At 37.3% G+C, this 21815-nt stretch carries 18 protein-coding genes; 11 read left to right on the plus strand and 7 right to left on the minus strand.

Annotation, left to right across the window (positions count from 1 at the left end):
- Positions 1 to 8 precede the first annotated feature (8 nt).
- Positions 9 to 719, minus strand: coding sequence for a UMP kinase (pyrH, locus tag M2470_RS16615; protein ID WP_280746151.1), 711 nt, complete (start codon positions 717 to 719; stop codon positions 9 to 11).
- 220 nt (positions 720 to 939) lie between these two features.
- Between pyrH and greA the strand changes: the two genes are divergently transcribed.
- Both greA and M2470_RS16625 read left to right on the plus strand, forming a co-directional pair.
- Positions 940 to 1410, plus strand: coding sequence for a transcription elongation factor GreA (gene greA / locus M2470_RS16620; protein WP_280746150.1), 471 nt, complete (start codon positions 940 to 942; stop codon positions 1408 to 1410).
- Positions 1411 to 1421: 11 nt separating this feature from the next.
- Positions 1422 to 1817, plus strand: coding sequence for an HIT family protein (locus M2470_RS16625; protein WP_280746149.1), 396 nt, complete (start codon positions 1422 to 1424; stop codon positions 1815 to 1817).
- Positions 1818 to 2006: 189 nt separating this feature from the next.
- On the opposite strand, the gene M2470_RS16630 is transcribed toward M2470_RS16625, so the two are convergent.
- From M2470_RS16630 to M2470_RS16645, 4 genes are all read right to left on the minus strand, one after another.
- The gene (locus M2470_RS16630; protein ID WP_280746148.1) at positions 2007 to 3134 is read right to left on the minus strand and encodes a PspC domain-containing protein; all 1128 of its coding nucleotides are present in this window, start codon (positions 3132 to 3134) and stop codon (positions 2007 to 2009) included.
- A gap of 13 nt (positions 3135 to 3147) precedes the next feature.
- Positions 3148 to 3474, minus strand: coding sequence for a PadR family transcriptional regulator (locus tag M2470_RS16635; protein WP_280746147.1), 327 nt, complete (start codon positions 3472 to 3474; stop codon positions 3148 to 3150).
- 124 nt (positions 3475 to 3598) lie between these two features.
- A complete protein-coding gene (locus M2470_RS16640; protein ID WP_280746146.1) occupies positions 3599 to 4267 on the minus strand; it encodes a DUF2461 domain-containing protein in 669 nt (222 codons plus the stop codon).
- A gap of 32 nt (positions 4268 to 4299) precedes the next feature.
- The gene (locus M2470_RS16645; protein ID WP_280764398.1) at positions 4300 to 6501 is read right to left on the minus strand and encodes a patatin-like phospholipase family protein; all 2202 of its coding nucleotides are present in this window, start codon (positions 6499 to 6501) and stop codon (positions 4300 to 4302) included.
- A gap of 86 nt (positions 6502 to 6587) precedes the next feature.
- On the opposite strand from M2470_RS16645, the gene M2470_RS16650 reads away from it, so the two are divergent.
- The 8 genes from M2470_RS16650 (at position 6588) to M2470_RS16685 (ending at position 16903) form a co-directional block, all read left to right on the plus strand.
- The gene (locus M2470_RS16650) at positions 6588 to 8819 is read left to right on the plus strand and encodes a T9SS type A sorting domain-containing protein (RefSeq protein ID WP_280746144.1); all 2232 of its coding nucleotides are present in this window, start codon (positions 6588 to 6590) and stop codon (positions 8817 to 8819) included.
- A 213-nt stretch (positions 8820 to 9032) separates the two neighbouring features.
- Positions 9033 to 10724, plus strand: coding sequence for a hypothetical protein (locus M2470_RS16655; RefSeq protein WP_280746143.1), 1692 nt, complete (start codon positions 9033 to 9035; stop codon positions 10722 to 10724).
- A gap of 134 nt (positions 10725 to 10858) precedes the next feature.
- Positions 10859 to 11512 carry a hypothetical protein gene (locus tag M2470_RS16660; RefSeq protein ID WP_280746142.1) on the plus strand — a complete coding sequence of 218 codons (654 nt, stop codon included), beginning with the start codon at positions 10859 to 10861 and terminating at the stop codon, positions 11510 to 11512.
- Between the two features lie 208 nt (positions 11513 to 11720).
- Positions 11721 to 13196, plus strand: coding sequence for a lipopolysaccharide biosynthesis protein (locus M2470_RS16665; RefSeq protein ID WP_280746141.1), 1476 nt, complete (start codon positions 11721 to 11723; stop codon positions 13194 to 13196).
- Positions 13197 to 13387: 191 nt separating this feature from the next.
- Positions 13388 to 14044 carry a class I SAM-dependent methyltransferase gene (locus tag M2470_RS16670; protein WP_280746140.1) on the plus strand — a complete coding sequence of 219 codons (657 nt, stop codon included), beginning with the start codon at positions 13388 to 13390 and terminating at the stop codon, positions 14042 to 14044.
- Positions 14028 to 15119 carry a glycosyltransferase family 1 protein gene (locus M2470_RS16675; protein WP_280746139.1) on the plus strand — a complete coding sequence of 364 codons (1092 nt, stop codon included), beginning with the start codon at positions 14028 to 14030 and terminating at the stop codon, positions 15117 to 15119. The genes M2470_RS16670 and M2470_RS16675 overlap by 17 nt, the downstream gene beginning before the upstream one ends.
- 30 nt (positions 15120 to 15149) lie before the next feature.
- Complete coding sequence (locus M2470_RS16680; protein ID WP_280746138.1) at positions 15150 to 15917, plus strand: glycosyltransferase family 2 protein; 768 nt, start codon at positions 15150 to 15152, stop codon at positions 15915 to 15917.
- Positions 15914 to 16903, plus strand: a complete 990-nt coding sequence (locus tag M2470_RS16685) for a glycosyltransferase family 2 protein (RefSeq protein ID WP_280746137.1) — start codon at positions 15914 to 15916, stop codon at positions 16901 to 16903. Before M2470_RS16680 ends, M2470_RS16685 begins: the two co-directional genes overlap by 4 nt.
- Before the next feature lie 79 nt (positions 16904 to 16982).
- Here the strand turns inward: M2470_RS16685 and M2470_RS16690 are convergent, their stop codons facing one another.
- Positions 16983 to 18080 (minus strand): glycosyltransferase family 4 protein, encoded by a 1098-nt coding sequence (locus M2470_RS16690; protein ID WP_280746136.1) that lies wholly within the window; start codon positions 18078 to 18080, stop codon positions 16983 to 16985.
- Between the two features lie 106 nt (positions 18081 to 18186).
- Here M2470_RS16690 and M2470_RS16695 point away from each other — a divergent pair, with 106 nt between their 5' ends.
- The gene (locus M2470_RS16695; RefSeq protein WP_280746135.1) at positions 18187 to 20697 is read left to right on the plus strand and encodes a YfhO family protein; all 2511 of its coding nucleotides are present in this window, start codon (positions 18187 to 18189) and stop codon (positions 20695 to 20697) included.
- Here the strand turns inward: M2470_RS16695 and M2470_RS16700 are convergent.
- Positions 20692 to 21813 carry a glycosyltransferase gene (locus tag M2470_RS16700; RefSeq protein WP_280746134.1) on the minus strand — a complete coding sequence of 374 codons (1122 nt, stop codon included), beginning with the start codon at positions 21811 to 21813 and terminating at the stop codon, positions 20692 to 20694. The genes M2470_RS16695 and M2470_RS16700 overlap by 6 nt on opposite strands.
- Positions 21814 to 21815: the final 2 nt, after the last annotated feature.

Below are 21815 nucleotides of genomic sequence, written 5' to 3' on the forward strand. Positions count from 1 at the left end.
AACCTTAATCAGTTATGTACCAAGGTACCGATGTTTTCTCCGGACATAACTTTTTTAAGGTTTCCATTCGTGTCCATATCGAATACGATGATCGGGAGGTTGTTCTCCTTACACATCGTGGTAGCTGTCAGGTCCATTACTTTCAGACCGCGTGTGTAGATTTCGTCATACGTAATTTCGGAGAACTTGGTAGCTGTCGGATCTTTCTCCGGATCAGCCGTATAAATGCCGTCTACGCGCGTGCCTTTCAGCATTACATCCGCTTCTATTTCTATTCCACGTAAGGAAGAACCCGTATCTGTTGTGAAGAAAGGATTCCCTGTGCCGCACGACATAATCACTACATGCCCCTGCTCCAGCAGTTCGATAGCCCGCCATTTATTATAATATTCTCCGATAGGTTCCATACGGATCGCCGTCAGCACCTTTGCCTTTACTCCCAAAGCCACCAAAGCAGAACTCAGCGCCAGACTGTTGATAACCGTAGCAAGCATCCCCATCTGGTCACCCTTCACCCGGTCGAAGCCCTTGGACGCTCCGCTCAGTCCGCGAAAGATATTTCCGCCGCCGATAACAATCCCTATCTGGATACCCATATCAGCAATCTCTTTTATCTGTTCCGCATATTCATTCAAACGTACCTCATCAATCCCGTACGCTTTCCCTCCCATCAATGATTCGCCGCTTAACTTTAAAAGCACGCGTTTATACTTTGCCATATTGTTCTTTATATGTTATTCCTGCAAAAGTAATATTTTCCTTTTACATAAATGCCGCTATGTTCTAAAGCACTAATTCTTAATTTGCTTATTCGGGAAAAAGGTTTACCTTTGTGCTTTAAATATGGTGAAAGTTGAGTTCCGGCCAAGGGATATTGGTCGGGATTCTTTTTTATTATACAAGTATTCATAAATCTATCTAATTTAAGGAGGATTCATTATGGCTGTTAGTTATATGACAGAAGAGGGCTATAATAAAATATTAGCCGAAATCAACTATTTGGAAACTGTAAAGCGTCCTGAGATATCAGCACAGATAGCAGAAGCCAGAGATAAGGGAGATTTGTCTGAAAATGCGGAATATGACGCAGCTAAAGACGCTCAGGGCATCATGGAAGCTAAGCTGGCTCAATTAAAAACCCTGATCTCAAACGCTCGCCTGATAGACGAATCACAGGTGTCTACAGATGCTGTCCAGATATTGAACAAAGTAAAAATACGGAATACCAAGAACGATGCTGTTATGTGCTATACGCTGGTATCCGACTCGGAAGCAAACCTGAAAGAAGGTAAGATTTCCGTAAGTACGCCTATTGCCCAAGGTTTAATGGGTAAGAAAGTAGGTGATGTTGTTGACATTAAAGTTCCATCAGGGATGATGAGCTTTGAGATTATGGATATCTCTATCTAAACAAGCGAATAATGGCAACTATATTCAGTAAAATTGCAGCCGGCGAAATACCCAGTCATAAGATTGCAGAAAATGATGAGTTTTATGCCTTTCTGGATATAAACCCGCTGGCAATTGGTCATACACTTGTAATTCCCAAAGAAGAAACAGATTATTTTTTTGATATCAATGATGATCAACTGGGACGCATGATGGCTTTTGCCAAAAAAGTAGCCCGCGCCCAGGAAGCTGCTATCCCCTGCAAGCGGATTGGCCTGACTGTTATTGGCTTGGAAGTGCCTCATGCGCACATCCACCTGATCCCTATAACAAAGGAGTCCGACATGTATTTCGGCCAAAAGAAACTGGCGATTTCACAAGAAGAACTAAGTGACATCGCAGAGAGAATAAGAAAAGAATATAAATAAATAAGGCCTGTTTTTAAAAACATTCCTTATATTTGTAACCTTTATGTGCTAAAGCCTATGTATCACATAGTTTTTAGACATAAATAGATTCATTAGTGGTTTTTACTCATAAATTTGTTAACCTTGAAAGAAGGCCCCTCTGAGATTGAGCGGCCTTCTTTTTTTAAACACACAAATTATAAACAACAATCACCATCCCGGCAAGAATGCCTGCCATACAGCAGAATTCCAATGCCAGTTATACCAATCACCCCAGAATGGAATGCCATAACGGGCTACGAAAAATATATTCAATCCCAAAGCAATAACCCATAGAAGGATTAAGGCTCCTTTAACGCCTGAATGCAACGGTTTAAACTTAAATATCTGACTGCATATCGCATACAAGATGGCTACGATAGGTATACCGATGATCAGGATTGTACAGATACTACCTGCCATTAGTATCCACTCCGGATAAGTAGCTAGCACGTTCCAGTCAGTGAAGGGCATAAAGTTATGCAGAAAGCCAAAGCCTCCTCCTATTCCTCCGGCAACCAAGGCAATAATTACGATGAACATAACAAACAGAACGATCAAAAGCGGAGGAAACAGGATAACACCGAGCAATACAGCTGCTACCTTTAACAGAATCCCCAACACGTCTACAAAACCATCTGCCAACCTCTGAAGAGCCGTACGCGGTTTACCGGAAGTGATATAGTCGTTCACATTGCTCGATACACGCTCAAAACCGTCTGTTACAGTCTTTCCGATATTCTCTACCGTTACACTTTCGCCACGCATCTGGAGTTTTTCTGTTGCCGTACGCGCCATTGGCACAATCAGCCAAAGGATAAAGTAGATAGGAATTGTAATGCCGTAGAAGAACATTAATATGAAAAGCAACAAGCGAATAGGCGTAGGATCCCATCCCATATAAGCTGCTAATCCTCCGCAAACACCACCCAAAACGCGGTCGTCGGGATTCCGGAAAAGCCGTCTGCTGGTAGCCTCTCTCGCTTGCTCGCCGGAAGCGCTATGTGCATGTTGTTTAAATTCTTCGGCCGGTTCTTCGTCAAAGAGCTCTTCTACTTTTCCCATGCGCTTGATTACCATTTCTACATGGTCGAGCGTAATTACCTCGCTACCCAGACGTACCCGCTCGTTCAGAATCTCAGAGATCCGAAGCTCAAAGTCACTCATAATCTCGTCGGCCCCCTCCTCTTTGCTAAAGTGGATCCGCAGATTAGACAAATATTTATCCAACAATTGATATGCATCTTCGTCAATATGGAAAACCGTACCTCCCAGATTAACTGTAAGTGTCTTTTTCATTGCCTTATTGTGTTTAATTATTTCTAATGTGGTTTATTGTATTAGTCAACTCTTCCCATGACATTTCCAGTTCACCTAAAAAAGATTCGCCTTTTTCTGTCAGTTTATAATACTTCCTGGGAGGGCCTTGAGTAGATTCAATCCACTGGTAACTCAACAGCTCACTATTCTTCAAGCGGGTTAAAAGAGGATATAAGGTACCTTCTACAACGATCAGCTTTGCTTCCTGTAACTTCTGAATAATGTCAGAGGTGTAAGCAGCTTCCTTTTTGAGAAGCAACAGAATACAATATTCCAGTATTCCTTTTCTCATTTGTGATTTTACGTTCTCTGCATTCATTTTCTATTGGTTTATTTCGCAAATATATGCAATGCCTATGTACCATGCAATACATACTACTATATTTATAGTATTTTAACATGGGTGCGTAGGAAAGAAACCGAATGCTTCCAAACTTATGTCATTATAAACCTAGGAATTCGTCTACCGAATAATTGAGGAAACGATTGAAAGGGAAGAGTTTTTCAAAGTCAGCGGCTGCTTCATCCAGCCAGTCTTTGCGCGAGAAGTAACTGTCGGGCTTCTTTGCACTCACACTAAAGTCTTTATGGCGAATGATATCACTGTGCGGAAAATCGGCAGGATATCCGGCAGGATTACGCTTTAAGGTATCGCCTTCCAATTGAGGATATACAGCTTTAAAGGAAGGATCTTCCAGGATTTCGACAAATTCGTCCATCTGATCGTAAATATCCTGGCGCACCATCTTAAGCAACTTAGGTTCCGGCATCCAAAGTCCTCCGGAAAGCAGGCAGTTTCCCGGCTCAATATGGAGGTAATAGCCGCTCCTAATGCTGCTTCTACCTCCTCTTGCCATATAGGCTCCAAAATGATTCTTGTAAGGTTGTTTATTGGGAGAGAATCGGATATCACGATAAATACGGAAAAGACAATCCTTCGCTTCCAGACCGGCGACTTCCGGATCGAACAAAGCAATCCTGTTTATCAGCTGTTGCACGATTTCCAGATAACCTTCCCGTAATGCGTCATAGCGTTCTTTGTTATTCTTAAACCACACCCTGTCATTGTTGGCTTGTAATTCCTTCAGAAATTCAATTATTTGCTCTATCATATTTTTTCATTTTATGCAAAAGTAGCAAAAGATCAAAAATTAAATCCCAGATTCAAGTAAAATAAAACCTTTTTATTCCGGTTGGAAATGCTTAGATTGGCACTCAGCGGACCTGCCATGCTATTGTAAGCATATCCTATACTGGCTCCCCACAGGTTGGAGCCTTTAAACAGCTCCAGCAAGTCGTCATGAGATACGCCATAATTACCAATCAGGGATACAAAATGTCGCTGATAAATCCGCTGACGTACATGTAAACGAACGATACCGGTTAGATTATCTACCAACTCAAGCTGGTTCACCCCGGCAAAAGGCATCTGCTGAGGCATATATTTTCCAAAGACTTCCCCTCCTATAGCGTTAAGATACGGATAAGCCAGATTACCTCCAATCAACGCGCGTCCATAGACAGACGGTATCAGGCTCAGATGCGAAGTAACCGGAAACACACTCATAAAGCTGAGCTTTATGGCAGAGAAGGGTGAGCGTCCGTTATATTGCACAAAGTTATCGGTATATAGGGAATAGTCTGCTTGTAAGGAGACTCCTTTGGTAGGGAAATTAGCTCCGTCTAGGGTTTCCAGATGGGTAGAAAGAAAATAGCTAATGTAGCCTTCCGGAATAACGGAATATTTTTGATTTTCACCGGTATATAAGAATGAATTATAGTCAAAGTATTCATATCGGAGCCCGGCTTTTATCTTGAAATTAAGCCAATTCATATCCGAGTAAGCCAGTTCGGAAAAATGGTGCGTATAGGTAGTATTATACGTTTTCTCCCCCTTGTCGAAAATATCCAGATTCTGATACCTGAACATATAAGATATGTTTAAGCCTCGCAGAGGGGTACGCTCCAAGGCATAATCCAAGCGGGCATAAGATGTTGTACCTATCCGTCCGGTAAAGGCAAATTTAGAGCGGTTTTGTCCTTTATGGGCAAAGGTAGCATTCAGTAAACCTGCCACAATTTCCTCTGTATCAAAACGAAGGCCTAAATTAAAGGAACTGATGGACTTGGGCTGTACTGTCAGTTCAAGGTTATACGGGTTTTCCCCTGTTAGCTGATAACTTACATTTGAGTAGACATCTGTCCCCATCAGAATAGAAATGGCATTCTTTAGTTGATGCAGGGTCATTGAAGTATTATCTTTTAATCCACTGACTTTTAGCAACCACTTCTCATCACCGGGAAATGCTCCCGAGAAGGATATATTTCGTACAAAGAAAGAATCTTCCGGTGAGATCAGGCAGGCTTTGGTTCTCCAATCTTCCGCCTCGTAAGTTGGAGTAATACCTATCTTCTCTTTCAGTGCCAGAATATCATCCAAGCGTTTTCGGGCAACTTGTTCGCCTCTTTCTATCAAGGTATCGATAGCGGGCTTTCCAAAGCTGGCTGAATTGTATGGTGTTACATCCGGACGTAATAACAGGTCTGTATCCTCTTTATTTTGCTGATATTTTTCATGTCCGTGCAAGGCTATTATCTGTCCAATAATATCACCCGGAGTATTTACTTCATCAAGCGTTTTCAAGTCACTGGTAGCCAAGTCTACACCTATAATGATTTCTGCTCCCATTTGTCGGGCTACATCAACGGGGTAGTTGTTGTTTATTCCTCCGTCTATCAGCACCATACTGTCTAAGCGAACAGGGGTAAAAGCTGCCGGGATAGACATACTGGCTCGCATTGCCAATGGCAGACTTCCACTACGAAATACATAGTCTTTCCCACTAACTACATCAACCGCAACACAGGCATAAGGAATCGGAAAATAATTGAAATCGACAGAGTCATGATAACCGATTGTCAGGTCGGAAAAAAGATTCAACAGGTTACGTCCTTTGATAGCTCCACTAATGACACGGTCTTTTTTCTCCTTTCCGAAAGGCAATGATAATATATAGCGCTCGGATCGTTCCTTTTCCGGGAAAGATTTACTGCTGCGCTGTAGTTGGTCGCTTAAGAGCATCATCCAGTCTTGCTTGCGAACCAGGCTGTCAATCGTGTTGGCATCATATCCTACGGCATACAGTCCACCCACAATAGCTCCTATACTGGTTCCTACCACATAGTCGACAGGTATTTCGACCTCTTCCAGTACTTTCAATACCCCTACATGAGCAAAGCCTTTTGCTCCACCACCACCCAATACAACAGCTACCTTTTTACGCTGAGCGAGTAAAGATGTAACAACAAGCAGCAGTAGCATCAAAATACAACAGACCCTTCTCATCATCATGCGCATTTTTTACAAAAGTAAAAGAAAAAATTGTATCTTGGCAGACTTTATATAAAGTCAAACTTATACAGATGTTGAAAATGAGAAGAAAGGGCTTGTTATTTCTATTCTTTGCCTCTTGTGTCATATTAAGTAGCAAAGCGCAGGTTAGTCATGGAGGCAAACCTTTACCATATACCCCAACCCGTAGCCAGTCTTTCAACTTTTATCAGGAAATGCCCTCTTTTGATGTGGAGGAAGAACTCAGAACAGATGCCATGAATGAGAGCGACCTGAAAAGCGGATACCGCTTTGCTTATAAGTTTATGACCAATTATAGCCCCGCAAATACAGGAGAAACATTCATACAACAAGACGGAACAAAGATCTGGCGAATGGGGATTTACTCCAAAGGAGCCCTTTCCATTAATGTACTATTTACCGAGTACGAGCTTCCGGAAGGCGCCCAGTTGTTTCTGTACAATCCTGAACAGACACAGATATTAGGATCATTCACCCATCTGAATAATTCCGACAAACAGATATTACCTGTTTCGCCCATACATGGAGAAAGGCTGATCGTTGAATATCAAGAACCGGCCAATGCTGCTTTTCCGGGAAGACTGACAATCGGAGAGGTAAACCACGGATACCGGAGCCTGAGAGGATATGAGCCGGGCGGAAACAGAAGTGAATTTGCCTGTATGCTTCCCCCTGTCTGCTTTGATGATGAATATAATAAGGTATCGCGAAGTGTTGTTTTGATTACCATAGATGGGGTAACTGCCTGTTCGGGGGTAATGCTCAATAATACTCAGAATGACGGAAAGCCTTATCTGTTAACCGCTTCACATTGTCTGAACAAGAATTTCTCGGTAAGCAATCCCGACTATGAATCCATCGCTGGAAGCATCGTCTGCTTCTTCAATTATACCAGTCCTACTTGCAACCCTGTAATGAGGGGTACGGAAGAGATGTCTGTTGCCTCTACTATCTACAGAGCTGTCAACGAGAAGATCGACATGGCTTTATTGGAGCTACAGGAAGCTCCCCCTGTTTACTATCAACCATACTATGCAGGCTGGAGCATAGAAGAAGACGGAGGCACACTCCCCTACGCAGGCATCCATCACCCTCGCGCATCGGTTAAGCGGATCAATATTTCAGAAGACAATGTATCACTGAAAAGTTTCACTATAAAAGAAATATCCTTCTACAACAATGCACACTGGAAGGTAGACGTATGGAGCAGCGGAAGCACAGCAAGCGGTTCTTCCGGCTCGCCTTTATTCGACTCTAACAACCGGGTGATTGGCGCTCTTTCCGGCGGATCATCAAGCTGCAGTGTTCCTATGGACGACTTCTATTATGCCCTGTTTAAGGCTTGGGAGCCGGAAGATAGTCCGGATAAGCAGCTCAAACATTGGCTCGCTCCATCCAATAGCAAAAAACTGACGATTAAAGGGCTTGACCCCTATTCTACCCAACCTGGTTACCGCTTAAGTAACATTTATGACTTAAAACGTCAGGATAGTATCACCATAAGCGAGCTTTCGTCTCCCGCTACAGGTTATCTTTTCGGAAGTAATTCTTTGAAAACAACAGAATATGCCGAAGCCTATCAGGTGAATGAAAAGGCAAAAATCTACGGAGCCTACTTTGTTACTCCTGCTGTTACCGATCCTGTTGGTTCACTGAATGTTGAAGTAGTAGTTTACAGCGGAACGGATAAGCCTGAAACCTTGCTTTATACAGGCACATTTAAGCCTACATATACGGAAATGTCCGTCATTGACAGTACGTTTCAGGAAACAGAAAAATGGCTTAACAGGAATCAGGAGTCTTTTATCCGTTTCGACAAGCCTGTAGAGGTTTCCGGAACATTCTATATCGGATACAGAATTAATTCACCCGAAAATTCCACCTTTGCAGTATATAATCTACCCAAAGGACAAACCAGCCGGAATACATCCTGGATCAATAATAAAGGCGAATGGATCAAAGCTTCCTCTCACCCTTCTATGCCCTTCAATACGTCTTTGTTTATCGACCCGGTGATACGATATACCCATCTGGTTACGAACGAAAAACCACCTGTGGAAGACGATGTTAAAGTCTTTATAAATCGCAATCACAAAACAGTTTATGTGCTATTGCCGGAAGACATACAGAAAGCTGATATGGCTATCTATTCCACAAACGGGCAACGGATGTTTCAAACCACACTTAGCGGAAATGCATCAACGATACCAGTATCAAACCTCGGTTCCGGAATCTATATTATTAATATAAATGGGAAAAACCTTTATTATTCACAAAAAATACTTTTTTGAAAGGAGATAGATATGTATATTTGTCCAATAATACCAGAAAACGCTGTAAAATGGAGCAGATATTCTTTAATAAGTATTAATTGGGAATAATTTCTTGATTCTTTTTTACACATAACAAAAAAATGATTTAGTTTTGCATGTATGGATGATGAGAACTCGATTTTAGAAATCACACACATAAAATATTGTAACATTTTAAACTTATTTCAAATTATGAACAAAAAGTTTTTATTGCCCTTTTTTGTACTGGCGTCAATCGTGATCCTTTCTTCTTGTTCAGGTAAGTTAACTCCATTAGCTGAGCAGTATATCAAGGCCGAACCTCAACCGCTAGAAGCTGTTGGAGGTAAAGTACCAGTTACCATCAATGCAACATTCCCTGCTAAATGGTTCAACAAAAATGCTGTTGTAACTGTAACTCCTGTACTTCGTTATCAAGGAGGTGAAGCATGGGGAACTTCTTACACCTATCAAGGTGAAAAAGTAAACGGAAACAATCAAACCATTTCTCAAAGCAATGGTGGAAACGTTACCATGAGAACTGCTTTCACTTACAAACCGGAAATGAAAAAATCTGAATTGTATCTTACTTTCGATGCTAAGATCAAGAACAAGACTATTTCATTGCCTGATGTGAAAATCGGAGATGGCGTTATCGCTACCGGTGAAATGGCAAACGCTGCTACTGCAAACGCTGCTGTTGCACCCGACAAATTCCAACGGATTATCAAAGAAGCTTATGATGCAAACATCATGTTCCTTATCCAACAGGCTGAGCTTCGTTCTAAGGAATTGAGCAAACAAGAAATCAAAGATTGGAAAGACCTTGTTAAGAATGCTGACGAAGCTCCTAATCAAAATGTAGCTGTAGAAATTTCGGCTTATGCTTCTCCTGATGGTGGTGTGAAACTGAATACAGGATTGGCTGAAAGACGTGAAGCTAACACTACAAAATTCTTGACCAAAGAATTGAAGAAATCAAAAATTGATGTTCCTGTAGATGCACGTTACACTGCTCAGGACTGGGACGGATTTCAGGAATTGGTATCTAAATCTAACATTCAGGACAAAGACCTTGTATTGCGTGTTCTTTCTATGTACAAAGATCCGGAACAACGCGAACAGGAAATCAAAAACATCTCTTCTGTATTTAGTGTATTGGCAGACGAAATTCTTCCGCAATTACGTCGTTCTCGCTTAACTGCTAATGTTGAAATTATCGGTAAATCTGATGATGAAATCAGCGCATTAGCGAAGAGCAACCCACGTGAATTGAATGTAGAAGAAATTCTTTATGCTGCTACATTAACTAACAATGCTGCCGAAAAAGAAGCTATCTATACAAAAGCTAGCGAATTGTTCCCTAACGACTATCGCACCTGGAACAACATCGGTATGATGCGCTTCAAATCAGGCGACCTGAAAAAAGCTGAAGATCTCTTCAACAAAGCTAATTCAGTAAAATCTAACAGCGAAACAAACATGAACTTAGGTTTGCTTTCTCTTGTAAAAGGAGACCAGGCTAAGGCTCAACAACTGTTCGGAAGCGCTGCTAATGTTCCTGAATTAAGCGAAGCATTAGGTGTTCTTTACCTGCAACAAGGTGACTATGCAAAAGCTGCCAGCTCATTCGGTTCAATCAAAAGCAACAATGCTGCATTAGCTCAAATCATGACTAAAGATTACAGCAAAGCATTGCAAACATTGAATACCGTATCTAATGCTGATGCAACTACAGATTATCTGAAAGCAATCGTTGCTGCTCGCACAAACGACACCAATGGCGTTATCAACAATCTGAAATCATCTATTAGCAAAGACAGATCAATGGTTAAAGAAATAGCTTCAGATCTTGAATTCGCAAAATACGTAACAAACGCAGATTTCTCTAGCCTACTTAGATAAATCATACGTAAACATATAATTTAAAGGCTGCTTCAATACCGAGGCAGCCTTTATTTTTTAATACATGTCCGTTTGCATTTCATGAGAAAAAGAAGTATAATTGCATACAAAGAACCTGCAAAATACATACTATAATGAAACGGACAATTCTTCTGTTAACAGTCTGTATCCTGGGTATCGGAGCACTAGCTCAGGAAAATGCAAACTCAAACTATTTATTTGACACATTCCAGCGAGGAACCGTATATTACAAAGATGGCCGACAATTTGTCGTAGATCTCAACTACAATCCGATAATCAAAAAATTCCTCTTCATAGATGTAAGCTACAATAATAGCATCAAGGAATTCGGCGAACCGGAACTGGTGACTCTCATAAAGACCGGTGACCGGACTTTCCTGCACGACAAAAACAAGATACGCGAAGTCCTCCAGATAGAACCTCCTCTCTTAGTGCAATACAATGCCATTGTAAAAGACAAAGGAAGAAAAGCCGGATACGGAGGCTACTCCACCACATCCGCCATCGAAAGCTACGCCGGCATCCACTCCGGCGGAGTATACCACGAATTCGCCAAACAAGACCGCTACAGCCTCTCCAGACTAAGCAAGATATACTATATCGAATACAACAAAAAGAAGAAATGCTTCGCAACAGCAAAAGAATTCCTGAAAATATTCCCCGAACACAAAGCCTCCCTCCAAAAGCACATAGAAGACAATCAAACCAACTTCAATTCCATAGAACAAGTAATCCAGCTATACAACTACGCCGTCAGCCTGAAATAAGCAAACGATTTAAATCCCACAACTGTTGAACATGAATTCAACATATATAGAACACAAGTTCAACAGTTGTTGAACACATGTTCCACATATGTGGGACTTAAAAACAAAAAAAGCAATCTCACACCTCACACACCCCCTAATTTGCCAAGAATTACGTATCTTTGAACACTTTTAGTCACTCCTCAACTGGGAGTGACCAACTATTCCTATGGAATCAGACAACAAACCAAACATACAAAATCCCCACCCCCCAGAACCCACCCTAAAAGAAAAAACAGCCAAAGGCCTGTTTTGGGGGGGGATCAGTAAAGGAATACAGCAAATCCTTAGTGTTTTTATTGGGATCATATTATTAAACAACTTAACTCCTGATGATTATGGAATGATAGGATTATTAGCTATCTTCATTGGAATTGCTAATACTATACAAGAAAGTGGTTTTACATCTGCATTGGCAAATAAATCCGAATTTAATTCAGAAGACTATAATTCAGTCTTTTGGTTTTGTATTATCATTAGCATAATCATCTATACAATACTCTTTTGCTGCGCTCCATTAATTGCCATTTTTTTTAACGAGCCTAATTTGAAAATTCTCGCGCGTATCCTCTTTCTATCATTTGTTGCAAACAGCATTAGTATCTCTCATAATGCTGTTCTATTCAAGAAAATCATGGTAAAAGAACGAGCAAAAGTAGATATAATTTCCACATTAACCAGTGGCGCTATAGGAATTTATCTAGCCATTAACGGATATGGGTATTGGGCACTTGCCTTTCAAACTTTAACTTACACTGTAATGGGGAGCATACTACGTTGGTATTATTCTCCTTGGAAACCGACTTTTATATTTAACTTTACTCCTATTAAGAAAATGTTTGGGTTCAGTTCAAAATTGATGGTATCATCCATCATTACCCAAATTCAAAGTAATATTTTTTCAGTATTACTTGGTAAATTTCAGACTAAAACAGATGTTGGCTATTTTTCTCAAGGTTTTAAATGGGCTTCTATGGGAGCGGAAGTAATTTCAGGAACAGTAAGTGGCATCGCACAACCAATTTTCGTTCTTAATAGAAATAACAAAAAAAAGCAAGTTCAGATATTTCGTAAATTACTACGTTTTATCGCTTTTATTTCATTCCCTAGTTTGTTGGGACTTGCATTTGTAAGTAGAGAATTCATAACTTTAATAAACAGTGATTGGCTTCCTTGTGTTCCTATTCTACAACTTTATTGCATTTGGGCAATAACAGCCCCAATAAGCGTTCTCTATATGCAGCTAGCTATTAGCTACAATAAATCTTTTTTCTATTTTACACAAACAATATTGTATGCTTTGATACAAATATCCATCGCCTTTTGTGTTTTACCTTATGGTATTTATTGGATGGCTTTTGCAAATGTTTTAACAACATATCTATATCTGTTAATTTGGCATATATACATAAGTCGCTTGATTCCTCTTAAAATTATTAGTGTTCTAAAGGATATATCTCCATATTTAATTATCAGCATAATATTAATAGTTTTTACACATTATTTAGTAAAAGATCTAGAGGTAGTATTGTTTAGATTTTTCTTAAAAATCCTCACAGTATCTGTTCTATATATATTAATTGTTTGGAAAAGTAATTCTACAATTTTCAAAGAAAGTGTAAGCTTTATTTTTCAAAAAAGATAGGATTTATTTTTAATATTATTAATTATAAAAAAATGTTTTGCAACATTTGTAATCATAGTACAAGTTATTTATTTACAAAAAAAATACTTCGAAAATACGATGTAAAATACTTTAAATGCACTAAATGTGATTTCATCCAGACTGAATATCCACATTGGTTAAATGAAGCATACTCTAATGCTATTACAAATTTGGATTTAGGATTAGTTAAACGCAATATTTATTTTAGTAATCTAACAGAGCGATTATTGCTAAAATTCTTTGATTATGATAAACCACACTTAGATTATGCTGGAGGATATGGACTTTTTGTTAGGCTAATGAGAGATAAAGGATTCAATTTTTATCGTCAAGACAAATATTGTGAAAACATTTTCTCTAAACACTTTGATATAAATGACACATCCACATCTCACTTTGAAGTATTAACAGCGTTTGAAGTTTTTGAACATCTGGTAAAGCCAGTTGAAGAACTAAATACAATGCTAAAAAATGCTGATAATGTAATATTCTCAACCGAAATTACTCCAAATAATATAGTAAATGATTGGTGGTACTTTTCGCCTGAAACGGGACAACATATTTCGTTTTATTCAATAAAATCCCTTGAAATTCTTGCAAAATATCATGGTTTATTTTATTATACCAATGGAATTAACATGCATTTGTTTACAAAAAAGCAACATAAAAAAAATCCATTTAAAACTTCAGTTTTTGATATTAAATACAGAGTTCTACCTTTTATTGAGCGAATTTACACAAAATATAACCACAAGGTTAATCGGATAAAGATTCATAGTAAATTAGAAGAAGATTATAATTATATAAAAGATGAAAGTTCTTTTTGATCATCAAATATTTATCTTACAAAATTATGGTGGTATATCAAGATATCATTATGATTTAATAAAATACTTGCAAAAATGCAATATTGAATGTGAGTTGTCATTATGTTTGTCAAATAATCACTATATTAAAAATAATGACATTTCATCTCATCATCAACTATTCCCCTTGTTTAATTTGAAAATTAGAAATAAAATCATTCGAAAAATAAATCTGGATAATTCTTTTAAAACTTTAAATAAACAAGAATTTGACATATTTCATCCCACATATTATGATGATTATTTTTTATCAAAGAATAGATTAAAAAATAAACCTTTCGTCATTACTATACATGATATGATCCTTGAAAAATATAACATTGGTGGAAATGAAATTGAAAAAAAAAGAAGAATTGCTAAATCTGCTGATAAGGTGATTGCTATTAGTCAAAAAACAAAAGAGGATCTATTAGAGTATTATGATATTGATGATAAAAAGATTGAAGTTATCAATCAGTGTATAACCCCACAAAACGAAATTATAATTCCGAAAAAAACCGGGAAATATGCGAAAAAATACATATTATATATTGGAGCAAGACATGGATATAAGAATTTTTTTAATTTCATCAATGCCTTTTCTATACTTTCAAAAAAATATCCTGACCTTCATTTAATTTGTACGGGCAGCGATTTTGATAACTCAGAAAGAACTTTGTTGAGAGAATTAAAAATACAAGATAAAACAATTTCTTTGTTTTTCAATGACAAAGAAATTGGTTGGTTATACAAGAATGCAGAAATGTTTGTTTTCCCCTCATTTTATGAAGGTTTTGGAATCCCTATTCTTGAAGCCTACGCTATGGATTGTCCGGTTGCTATTAGTAATGCTAGTTGCTTTCCTGAAATTGCAGGTGATGCAGCGAGTTATTTTGATCCAAATGATATTGAGTCTATTTATTTTTCTATGGAGAAACTATTAACTGATATGACTTTCAAAAAAGAATTAGTAGAAAGGGGAAAGAAAAGACTTTCTCTTTTTACACAAGAAAAAAGAGCCCACCTTACAAGCATTCTTTATAAATCACTACTGTAAAAAGTACCGTCTAATTAAATTAGTTTGAAAATGATATCAGTTATAACAGTTTGCTATAATTCCGAAAAAACAATTACAAAAACATTTGATTCAATTCTTGAACAAACGACCCCTCCTTCTGAATATATTGTAATTGATGGTAATTCTAATGATAATACAATTGCTATCATTGAAGATTATGAACAGAAATTTTTAAAAAAAAATATATCTTTCAATTGGATATCAGAAAAAGATAATGGCATTTACGATGCCATGAATAAGGGGCTCAAATTTGCAACCAAAGAATGGATTCATTTTTTAAATAGTGATGATTATTATTTAAATAAATATGTATTAAAAACTGTTTGTGATAATTTAGAAAAAACTAATGCTGATGTCATATATGGGCAATTGATAAAAATTGAAAATGATGTTGAATCTGCATTAATCCCATCAAAAGAAAAAAAACTAAATCTTAATTCACTAATAGGCTGCCCAATATATCAACCTGCTACATTTTTCAATCACTCCTTGTTTAAAAATAAATTCACATTTGATACGAAATTTAAAATCTCTGCAGATTATAAATTATTTCTTCAAATGATTAATAAAGGAGTTAGATTTCAATATATTCCCATATTTACAACATATTTTAATGATGGAGGAATCTCTACTATTCATCAAAAAACCTTTACACACAATGAGGATTTACGAGTTTTAATAGAATCTAATAAGCCTACATTATTTATGAAATTAATGTCTAATCGTTTTTTTTACAAACCAATAATTTTACTATTTAAAGTACTATCTAAATTTTGAAAGTATCAATTCTTATTCCTTTTTATAATGCATCTCTTTTTATTGAAAGAGCATTACTATCTGCATTAAATCAGACTTATCCATATATTGAATGCATTATGGTTGATGATGGCTCCAAGGATGAGAGTATCTTCAGAATACAGTCTATTATCAAGAACCATAAAAGAAAAGAATCAACTAGGGTCATTAAACATGATAGCAATAAAGGTGTTGCATCTGCAAGAAACACTTGCATAAATAATGCAACAGGTAATTATGTTTTCTTTTTAGATAGTGATGACGAGTTACCATTAAATGCAATCGAGAATCTTGTTAAATCTAACATTAACTCAAAAGCAGATTTAGTTTTAGGTGAATTTAATGTTACAGGAGGCGTACGAGAAAAATTTGTTGAAATCAAAATCAAGACTAAAGTAGAAGGAAATAATGAAATTTTTAACTCCTTCATTTCTCATAAATGGTATGATGGGACGTGCAATAAATTAGTAAAAAGGAAATTTCTACTAGATAATAATATTTCATTTTATGCAAATATAGTCCACGAAGATATCTTATGGTCATTTGAAATAGCTATGAAAGCTACATTAATTATTTATTGCTCTGAGATCACCTATATATATCATTTGCGTTCAAATTCCATCACACAGAATATGTCTGAGAGAAATTTTAAATCTCTCATTTTTATTATGAAAAAAATGGTTGAATATGATCAAGAATTCAAACTACACAAAGCGCATATTCAATTATTCAATTATTACGCAAATTTAAGGATTTATTTTTTAAAAAAACTCATATTATGGACCAATGAAAAATCAATTGTAAAAAAAATGATTGATCAAATCAATCTTATTTTTTCACATAAAGAGTATAACAAAATATCCAACTATTCAATGGAGTCTATGTTGAAATTAATACCTTATAAAACTTCAGTATCATTATCGGTTTTATATATTAGATTGTTGTTGTCCTTAAAAAAACAACAATAATTCCCATTAAATTTGAGATGAGAATAAATTTAATAAAGATAACAACGTTTTTATAGGCATACTATTCCCTTAGTCTCAATTAATCACTGAATATTTTCGCAAATTTCTTTTCTCTTTCTTCTTCTGAATAATTATTAACAAACATGTCTCTTGAGTAAGTGTTAAAACGGGGGCATGGATGAATTGAAAAATGCTTTATCGCTTTAATAAAATCTTCTTTTGTGCTGCAACAGGCTCCTACTTTATCAAAATTTAGATCATATCCTTCAAACGCTTCTTTTGTTCCTATTATATTCTTCCCATACATTAAAGCTTCACAGGTTTTTACTTTCATGCCACTTCCTTCAAAAATAGGGAATAACATAAAATCCGCATTTTCTATATAAGGTCTCAAATCAGGCACATTACTGAAAATTTTTATATTCTCATACTTTTTCACCCTGGGCTGTAACTCGTGCATATTTTTACCCACAACCTGTAGATCAATATCCACATTCGGTAATACTTCTTTTGTAAACCAAAGGATTCCATGTACATTCATCGGAAAATATGTTCCTAAAAAAAGGCAAACTGGTTTTTGTTGTGTTAGAGCAGAAGGATATTCCTGTAACTTATAGGTATCTTTGAATACCACAGGAGACAGAATATCTGGGGTACGATGATAGCGTTTTTCTATTTCTTGCTTGTCTCGCTCATTCAAAGCTATGATAATATCCGAATAATCACAGGATTCCTGGTCGTTTTGAGTTACACAGTTGATTACTACAGATCTCCAAGGCATATATCTTCCTATTTTCGCAGCAAAATAAACAGACTCTACATTATGGAAAAATGTGATGACTTTTCCTCCGTATTGATTGTTTTTCAACACTTTGGCTATCCTTCCAAAAATACTTCTGTCAATAAACACATAAGGATAGTTTGTGGCTAAAGTTTTTATTTCTTTCACCTTGTGAGGAGATAGTCCGTAATAATAACCCTTCAAGAAGTTAATCAATATTGAAAATCCTCCCAAAATCATTTTCTTGAAACTCTGTTCTTCGTGAATATAATAAACGGTAATATTTTCTTCCCCCAGCAATCGGCAAAGTACATTATAATTCGTATTGGTTCCTTGTTCGCCACCTGCATCAACGCTTCCTGGTCTTCTATATCTGATAAATAGTAACTTCTTCATCTAAAAATCCTAATTATAAAACAAATATATGGCATTTATTTCATAGTCTTTCACTCTGCTTTGAAATAAATCCTCTACTTTTGCATTGGATATAAAAAGACAAACTATGCAGACATTAATAAAGAAATTTGGTTGGTATATTCTTGCTATCTTAGTATTCACTATATTAGTCACTGTTTATTTTTCTCCGTCTGTGATAGATGGGAAAGTAATGCAACAAACAGATTCTATGAAGTATGTAGGAATGGTTCAAGAGATATCAAACTACTACAATAAAGAAGGTAAGGTTTCGGCTTGGTTAGGTTCTATGTTTGCCGGCATGCCTGCATATCAAGTAGGTATGCCAGGTACTCCTTTAAATCCCCTTACGCATTTATTGAATATTGTAAAAAGAATTGATCCGATGGGGGCAGGAATGGTATTGGCCGGCTTGGTTTGTTTCTTTATATTAATGTGTGTTATGAAAGTCAATAGATGGCTGGCTGTAGCTGGGGCTATTGCTTATGCTTTTGCATCTTATAATATCATCATTATTATGGCTGGGCATATCTCCAAAGCGTATGCGATTGCTTATATGCCGTTGACTATTGCGGGAATGATTCTGCTCTTCAGGAAAAATTGGATATGGGGAAGCGTTCTGTTTATCATTAGTATTGCTATTTCTTTGCTGGAAAGCCATCTCCAGATAACGTATTATTTAGCGATCTTCTGCTTGTTTGTTTATTTGGGATTCGCATATCAAGAACTTATAGAAAAGAGATATAAAGATTTGCTTAAGCTGACAGGAGTCATGGCTATATGTGTTATTATTGCCGTGCTGCCTAACTTATCTAATCTTTACAGTAATTTTGAAATGAGTAAAACCAGCCTTCGTGGGCCTACGGAATTAACTTTGTCATCTGCTGGCGAAGAGGTAGAAAAACCATCTTCCGGATTAGATAAAACCTATGCTTTTGAATGGAGCTATGGAGTAAAGGAGCTGTTAACGCTACTTGTTCCTAACGCTTATGGGGGTAGCTCTGCGGGGACTCTAGATAGCTCCTCTGAATTGTATAAGGAATTCCGAAAAAATGGGATACAAACTTCCGGAGATAAGATACAGGCTGCCACTTATTGGGGCGACAAACTATTTACTTCAGGCCCTGTCTATTTTGGGGCTATAATCTGTTTCTTGTTTGTCTTAGGGATGTTTGTGATTCGCAATCCTATCAAATGGTGGTTATTAGCTGGTTCCATTTTCTTTGTTTTTTTATCTTTAGGAAAGAATTTCGACTTGTTTAATGACTTTATCTTCCATTATCTTCCGGGCTATAATAAGTTTCGGACACCGGAAATGGCTTTAGTAATACCCGGGCTGACATTCCCTCTTATTGCTATTTGGGGACTAAACAAAATACTAAGTGAACAAACGGATGAATCAACCCTTAAAAAGGGATTTCTTTGGGCATTAGGTATTACCGGAGGTATCAGTTTATTGATCTGGATTATGCCTTCTTTATTCTTGAATTTTCAATCCTCTTATGATTCCCAATTTTTAAACCAGGTGCCAGGCTGGTACTATCCGGCTTTACTGTCAGACCGTGCTTCTATAGCTTCGGCTGATGCTCTTCGTTCTCTCATATTTATTTTGTTAGGGGCACTTCTCCTTTTTATATTTTGGAAATCCAAAGACAAAAAGAAGATGGGTATGTGGGTAGGTATTGGGATGATTATTCTAGTATTAGTCGATTTATGGACTGTAGACAAACGTTATTTAAATGACGACAATTTCAAGAAAGAAACGCTACAGGAAAGTTTCAAAACATCTGTTGCTGATAACGAGATACTAAAAGATACTGACCCCTCATATCGCGTATTAAGTCTGCTTAATAGCCCTTTCATGGAAAGTTTCACCTCCTACTACCATAAGTCTATAGGAGGTTATCATGCTGCCAAACTCAGAAGATATCAAGAGCTAATAGAGCATCGGATTTCTGGTGAAATTTCCAGCATTGCCAACGCATTCCAGAATGCCCGTAGCGAACAGGATTTAGTAAATGCATTTGCTCTGTGTCCATCCTTAAATATGCTAAATACACGGTATCTTATCTATAATGCAGACCATGCACCTATCAGAAATCCTTTAGCATTCGGAAACGCGTGGTTTGTCAATCAGGTAGATATAGTAGAAAATGCTGATGCTGAAATTACAGCTCTAAATACAATTAATCCCTTGGAGGTAGCTGTTGTGGACAAGCGTTTCGCAGAGTCACTAAAAGGATTCACACCAGCTCCCGACTCAACAGCAACAATTCAATTAGACACTTATTATCCGGATAAATTAATCTACTCAAGTAATGCTTCTACCGAGCAATTGGCTGTATTCTCCGAAATATACTACCAACCAGGCTGGAAAGCATATATAGACGACAAACCAGCCGATCATTTCCGGGCAGACTGGACTCTTCGTGCCATGTTGATTCCAGCAGGACAGCATCAAATTACATTCGAATTCCAACCCGACATATTCCTTACAACATCAGCTATAAGCCGGTTTAGCGGACTCCTTATACTATTAATGTTATTCGGAGCTATTGGGTACTCTATTTGGAATACGCGAAAAGAAAAGAAATTATAAGTCTTTCACGAAAAAAAGGATCGCTTCTGCAAAATTATCCCATGACAGAAGCGATTTTTCTTTTTGGATATTGGATATAAATTTCGCTCTGTCTGCTTTATAGAACAATTGGATTGTATCAGCGATGGATGCAGTAGATATCTCTGGTATCATTAAACCTACACCTGGTTTTTCAATACTTTCACTAAGTCCGCCGGTTTTTGTAGCCAATAAGGGAAGTTCAAAATGATAGGCTATGGAAGTTATTCCACTTTGAGTAGCAGAACGGTAAGGTAATACACATACATCTGCTGCAGAAAAGAATAAAGGTACTTCGCTATCACTTATATACCGATTAAATACTTTAATCCGCTCCGGATGATTGATATGTCTGATCTGTTCATTGTATTTTTCGAAGCTTCCGTAGCTCTCTCCTGCGATGACAAGCTGGTAGCTTTCATCCAGCATACCTACTGCATCAATAAGCAAGTCTAGGCCTTTATAGTCACGTATTAATCCGAAGAAAAGGATTGTTTTCTTGTTCGGCTCCAATCCCAATGCTTCTTTTGCCTTTGCTGCATCTATTTTCTCTCCAAAGTGATCGTATAAAGGGTGAGGTTTAAGAATAGATTTTGCATCAGGGTACAGTGCAAATAAATCCTTCTGCACTGATTCGCTCATGGAAACAAAACCACTATTTTGCTTTAAGAACCAGGTTGTAAAAGGTTTGTCAAAAAACTTTTGCTCATGAGGAATCACATTATCCAGAACTGTCAGCACTTTGCATCCTCTTTTTTTAAGTTGCCGGGCAACTATCCCCAAAGAAGGAGCAAAATAAGACATCCAGTATTTCATAATAAGGATATCGGGGGTTTCTTTGCTAATACGGTTAGCAGCACTTATATACGAAAACGGATTGGCCGTGTCTAAAACAGGAATACTGTCAATGGGTAATGCCTTGTCTTCTGTAGTTACATATTGCGTCTTACCCGGGAAAAGAAAGTCCGGATATTGTCTTTTGAAAGTAAAAGGTAATACCTCGTTATCTGCCTTTTTAAAAGCCTCATACAAGTTTGCATTAAACTGTGCAATTCCGCCCCGGAACGGGTAGAAAGTCGATAACATCGCGATTTTCATAC

This window comes from Parabacteroides sp. PH5-46 (assembly GCF_029892785.1).
Lineage (GTDB): Bacteria > Bacteroidota > Bacteroidia > Bacteroidales > Tannerellaceae > DFXE01.

Coding starts and splice junctions, on each gene's coding strand:
- M2470_RS16635 (WP_280746147.1), bottom strand. CDS start 3,474: ATGAATGCAGAGAACGTAAAATCACAAATGAGAAAAGGAATACTGGAA.
- greA (WP_280746150.1), top strand. CDS start 940: ATGGCTGTTAGTTATATGACAGAAGAGGGCTATAATAAAATATTAGCC.
- M2470_RS16690 (WP_280746136.1), bottom strand. CDS start 18,080: ATGAAGAAGTTACTATTTATCAGATATAGAAGACCAGGAAGCGTTGAT.
- M2470_RS16630 (WP_280746148.1), bottom strand. CDS start 3,134: ATGAAAAAGACACTTACAGTTAATCTGGGAGGTACGGTTTTCCATATT.
- M2470_RS16660 (WP_280746142.1), top strand. CDS start 10,859: ATGAAACGGACAATTCTTCTGTTAACAGTCTGTATCCTGGGTATCGGA.
- M2470_RS16640 (WP_280746146.1), bottom strand. CDS start 4,267: ATGATAGAGCAAATAATTGAATTTCTGAAGGAATTACAAGCCAACAAT.
- M2470_RS16675 (WP_280746139.1), top strand. CDS start 14,028: ATGAAAGTTCTTTTTGATCATCAAATATTTATCTTACAAAATTATGGT.
- M2470_RS16665 (WP_280746141.1), top strand. CDS start 11,721: ATGGAATCAGACAACAAACCAAACATACAAAATCCCCACCCCCCAGAA.
- pyrH (WP_280746151.1), bottom strand. CDS start 719: ATGGCAAAGTATAAACGCGTGCTTTTAAAGTTAAGCGGCGAATCATTG.
- M2470_RS16650 (WP_280746144.1), top strand. CDS start 6,588: ATGAGAAGAAAGGGCTTGTTATTTCTATTCTTTGCCTCTTGTGTCATA.
- M2470_RS16645 (WP_280764398.1), bottom strand. CDS start 6,501: ATGAGAAGGGTCTGTTGTATTTTGATGCTACTGCTGCTTGTTGTTACA.
- M2470_RS16695 (WP_280746135.1), top strand. CDS start 18,187: ATGCAGACATTAATAAAGAAATTTGGTTGGTATATTCTTGCTATCTTA.
- M2470_RS16700 (WP_280746134.1), bottom strand. CDS start 21,813: ATGAAAATCGCGATGTTATCGACTTTCTACCCGTTCCGGGGCGGAATT.
- M2470_RS16680 (WP_280746138.1), top strand. CDS start 15,150: ATGATATCAGTTATAACAGTTTGCTATAATTCCGAAAAAACAATTACA.
- M2470_RS16625 (WP_280746149.1), top strand. CDS start 1,422: ATGGCAACTATATTCAGTAAAATTGCAGCCGGCGAAATACCCAGTCAT.
- M2470_RS16655 (WP_280746143.1), top strand. CDS start 9,033: ATGAACAAAAAGTTTTTATTGCCCTTTTTTGTACTGGCGTCAATCGTG.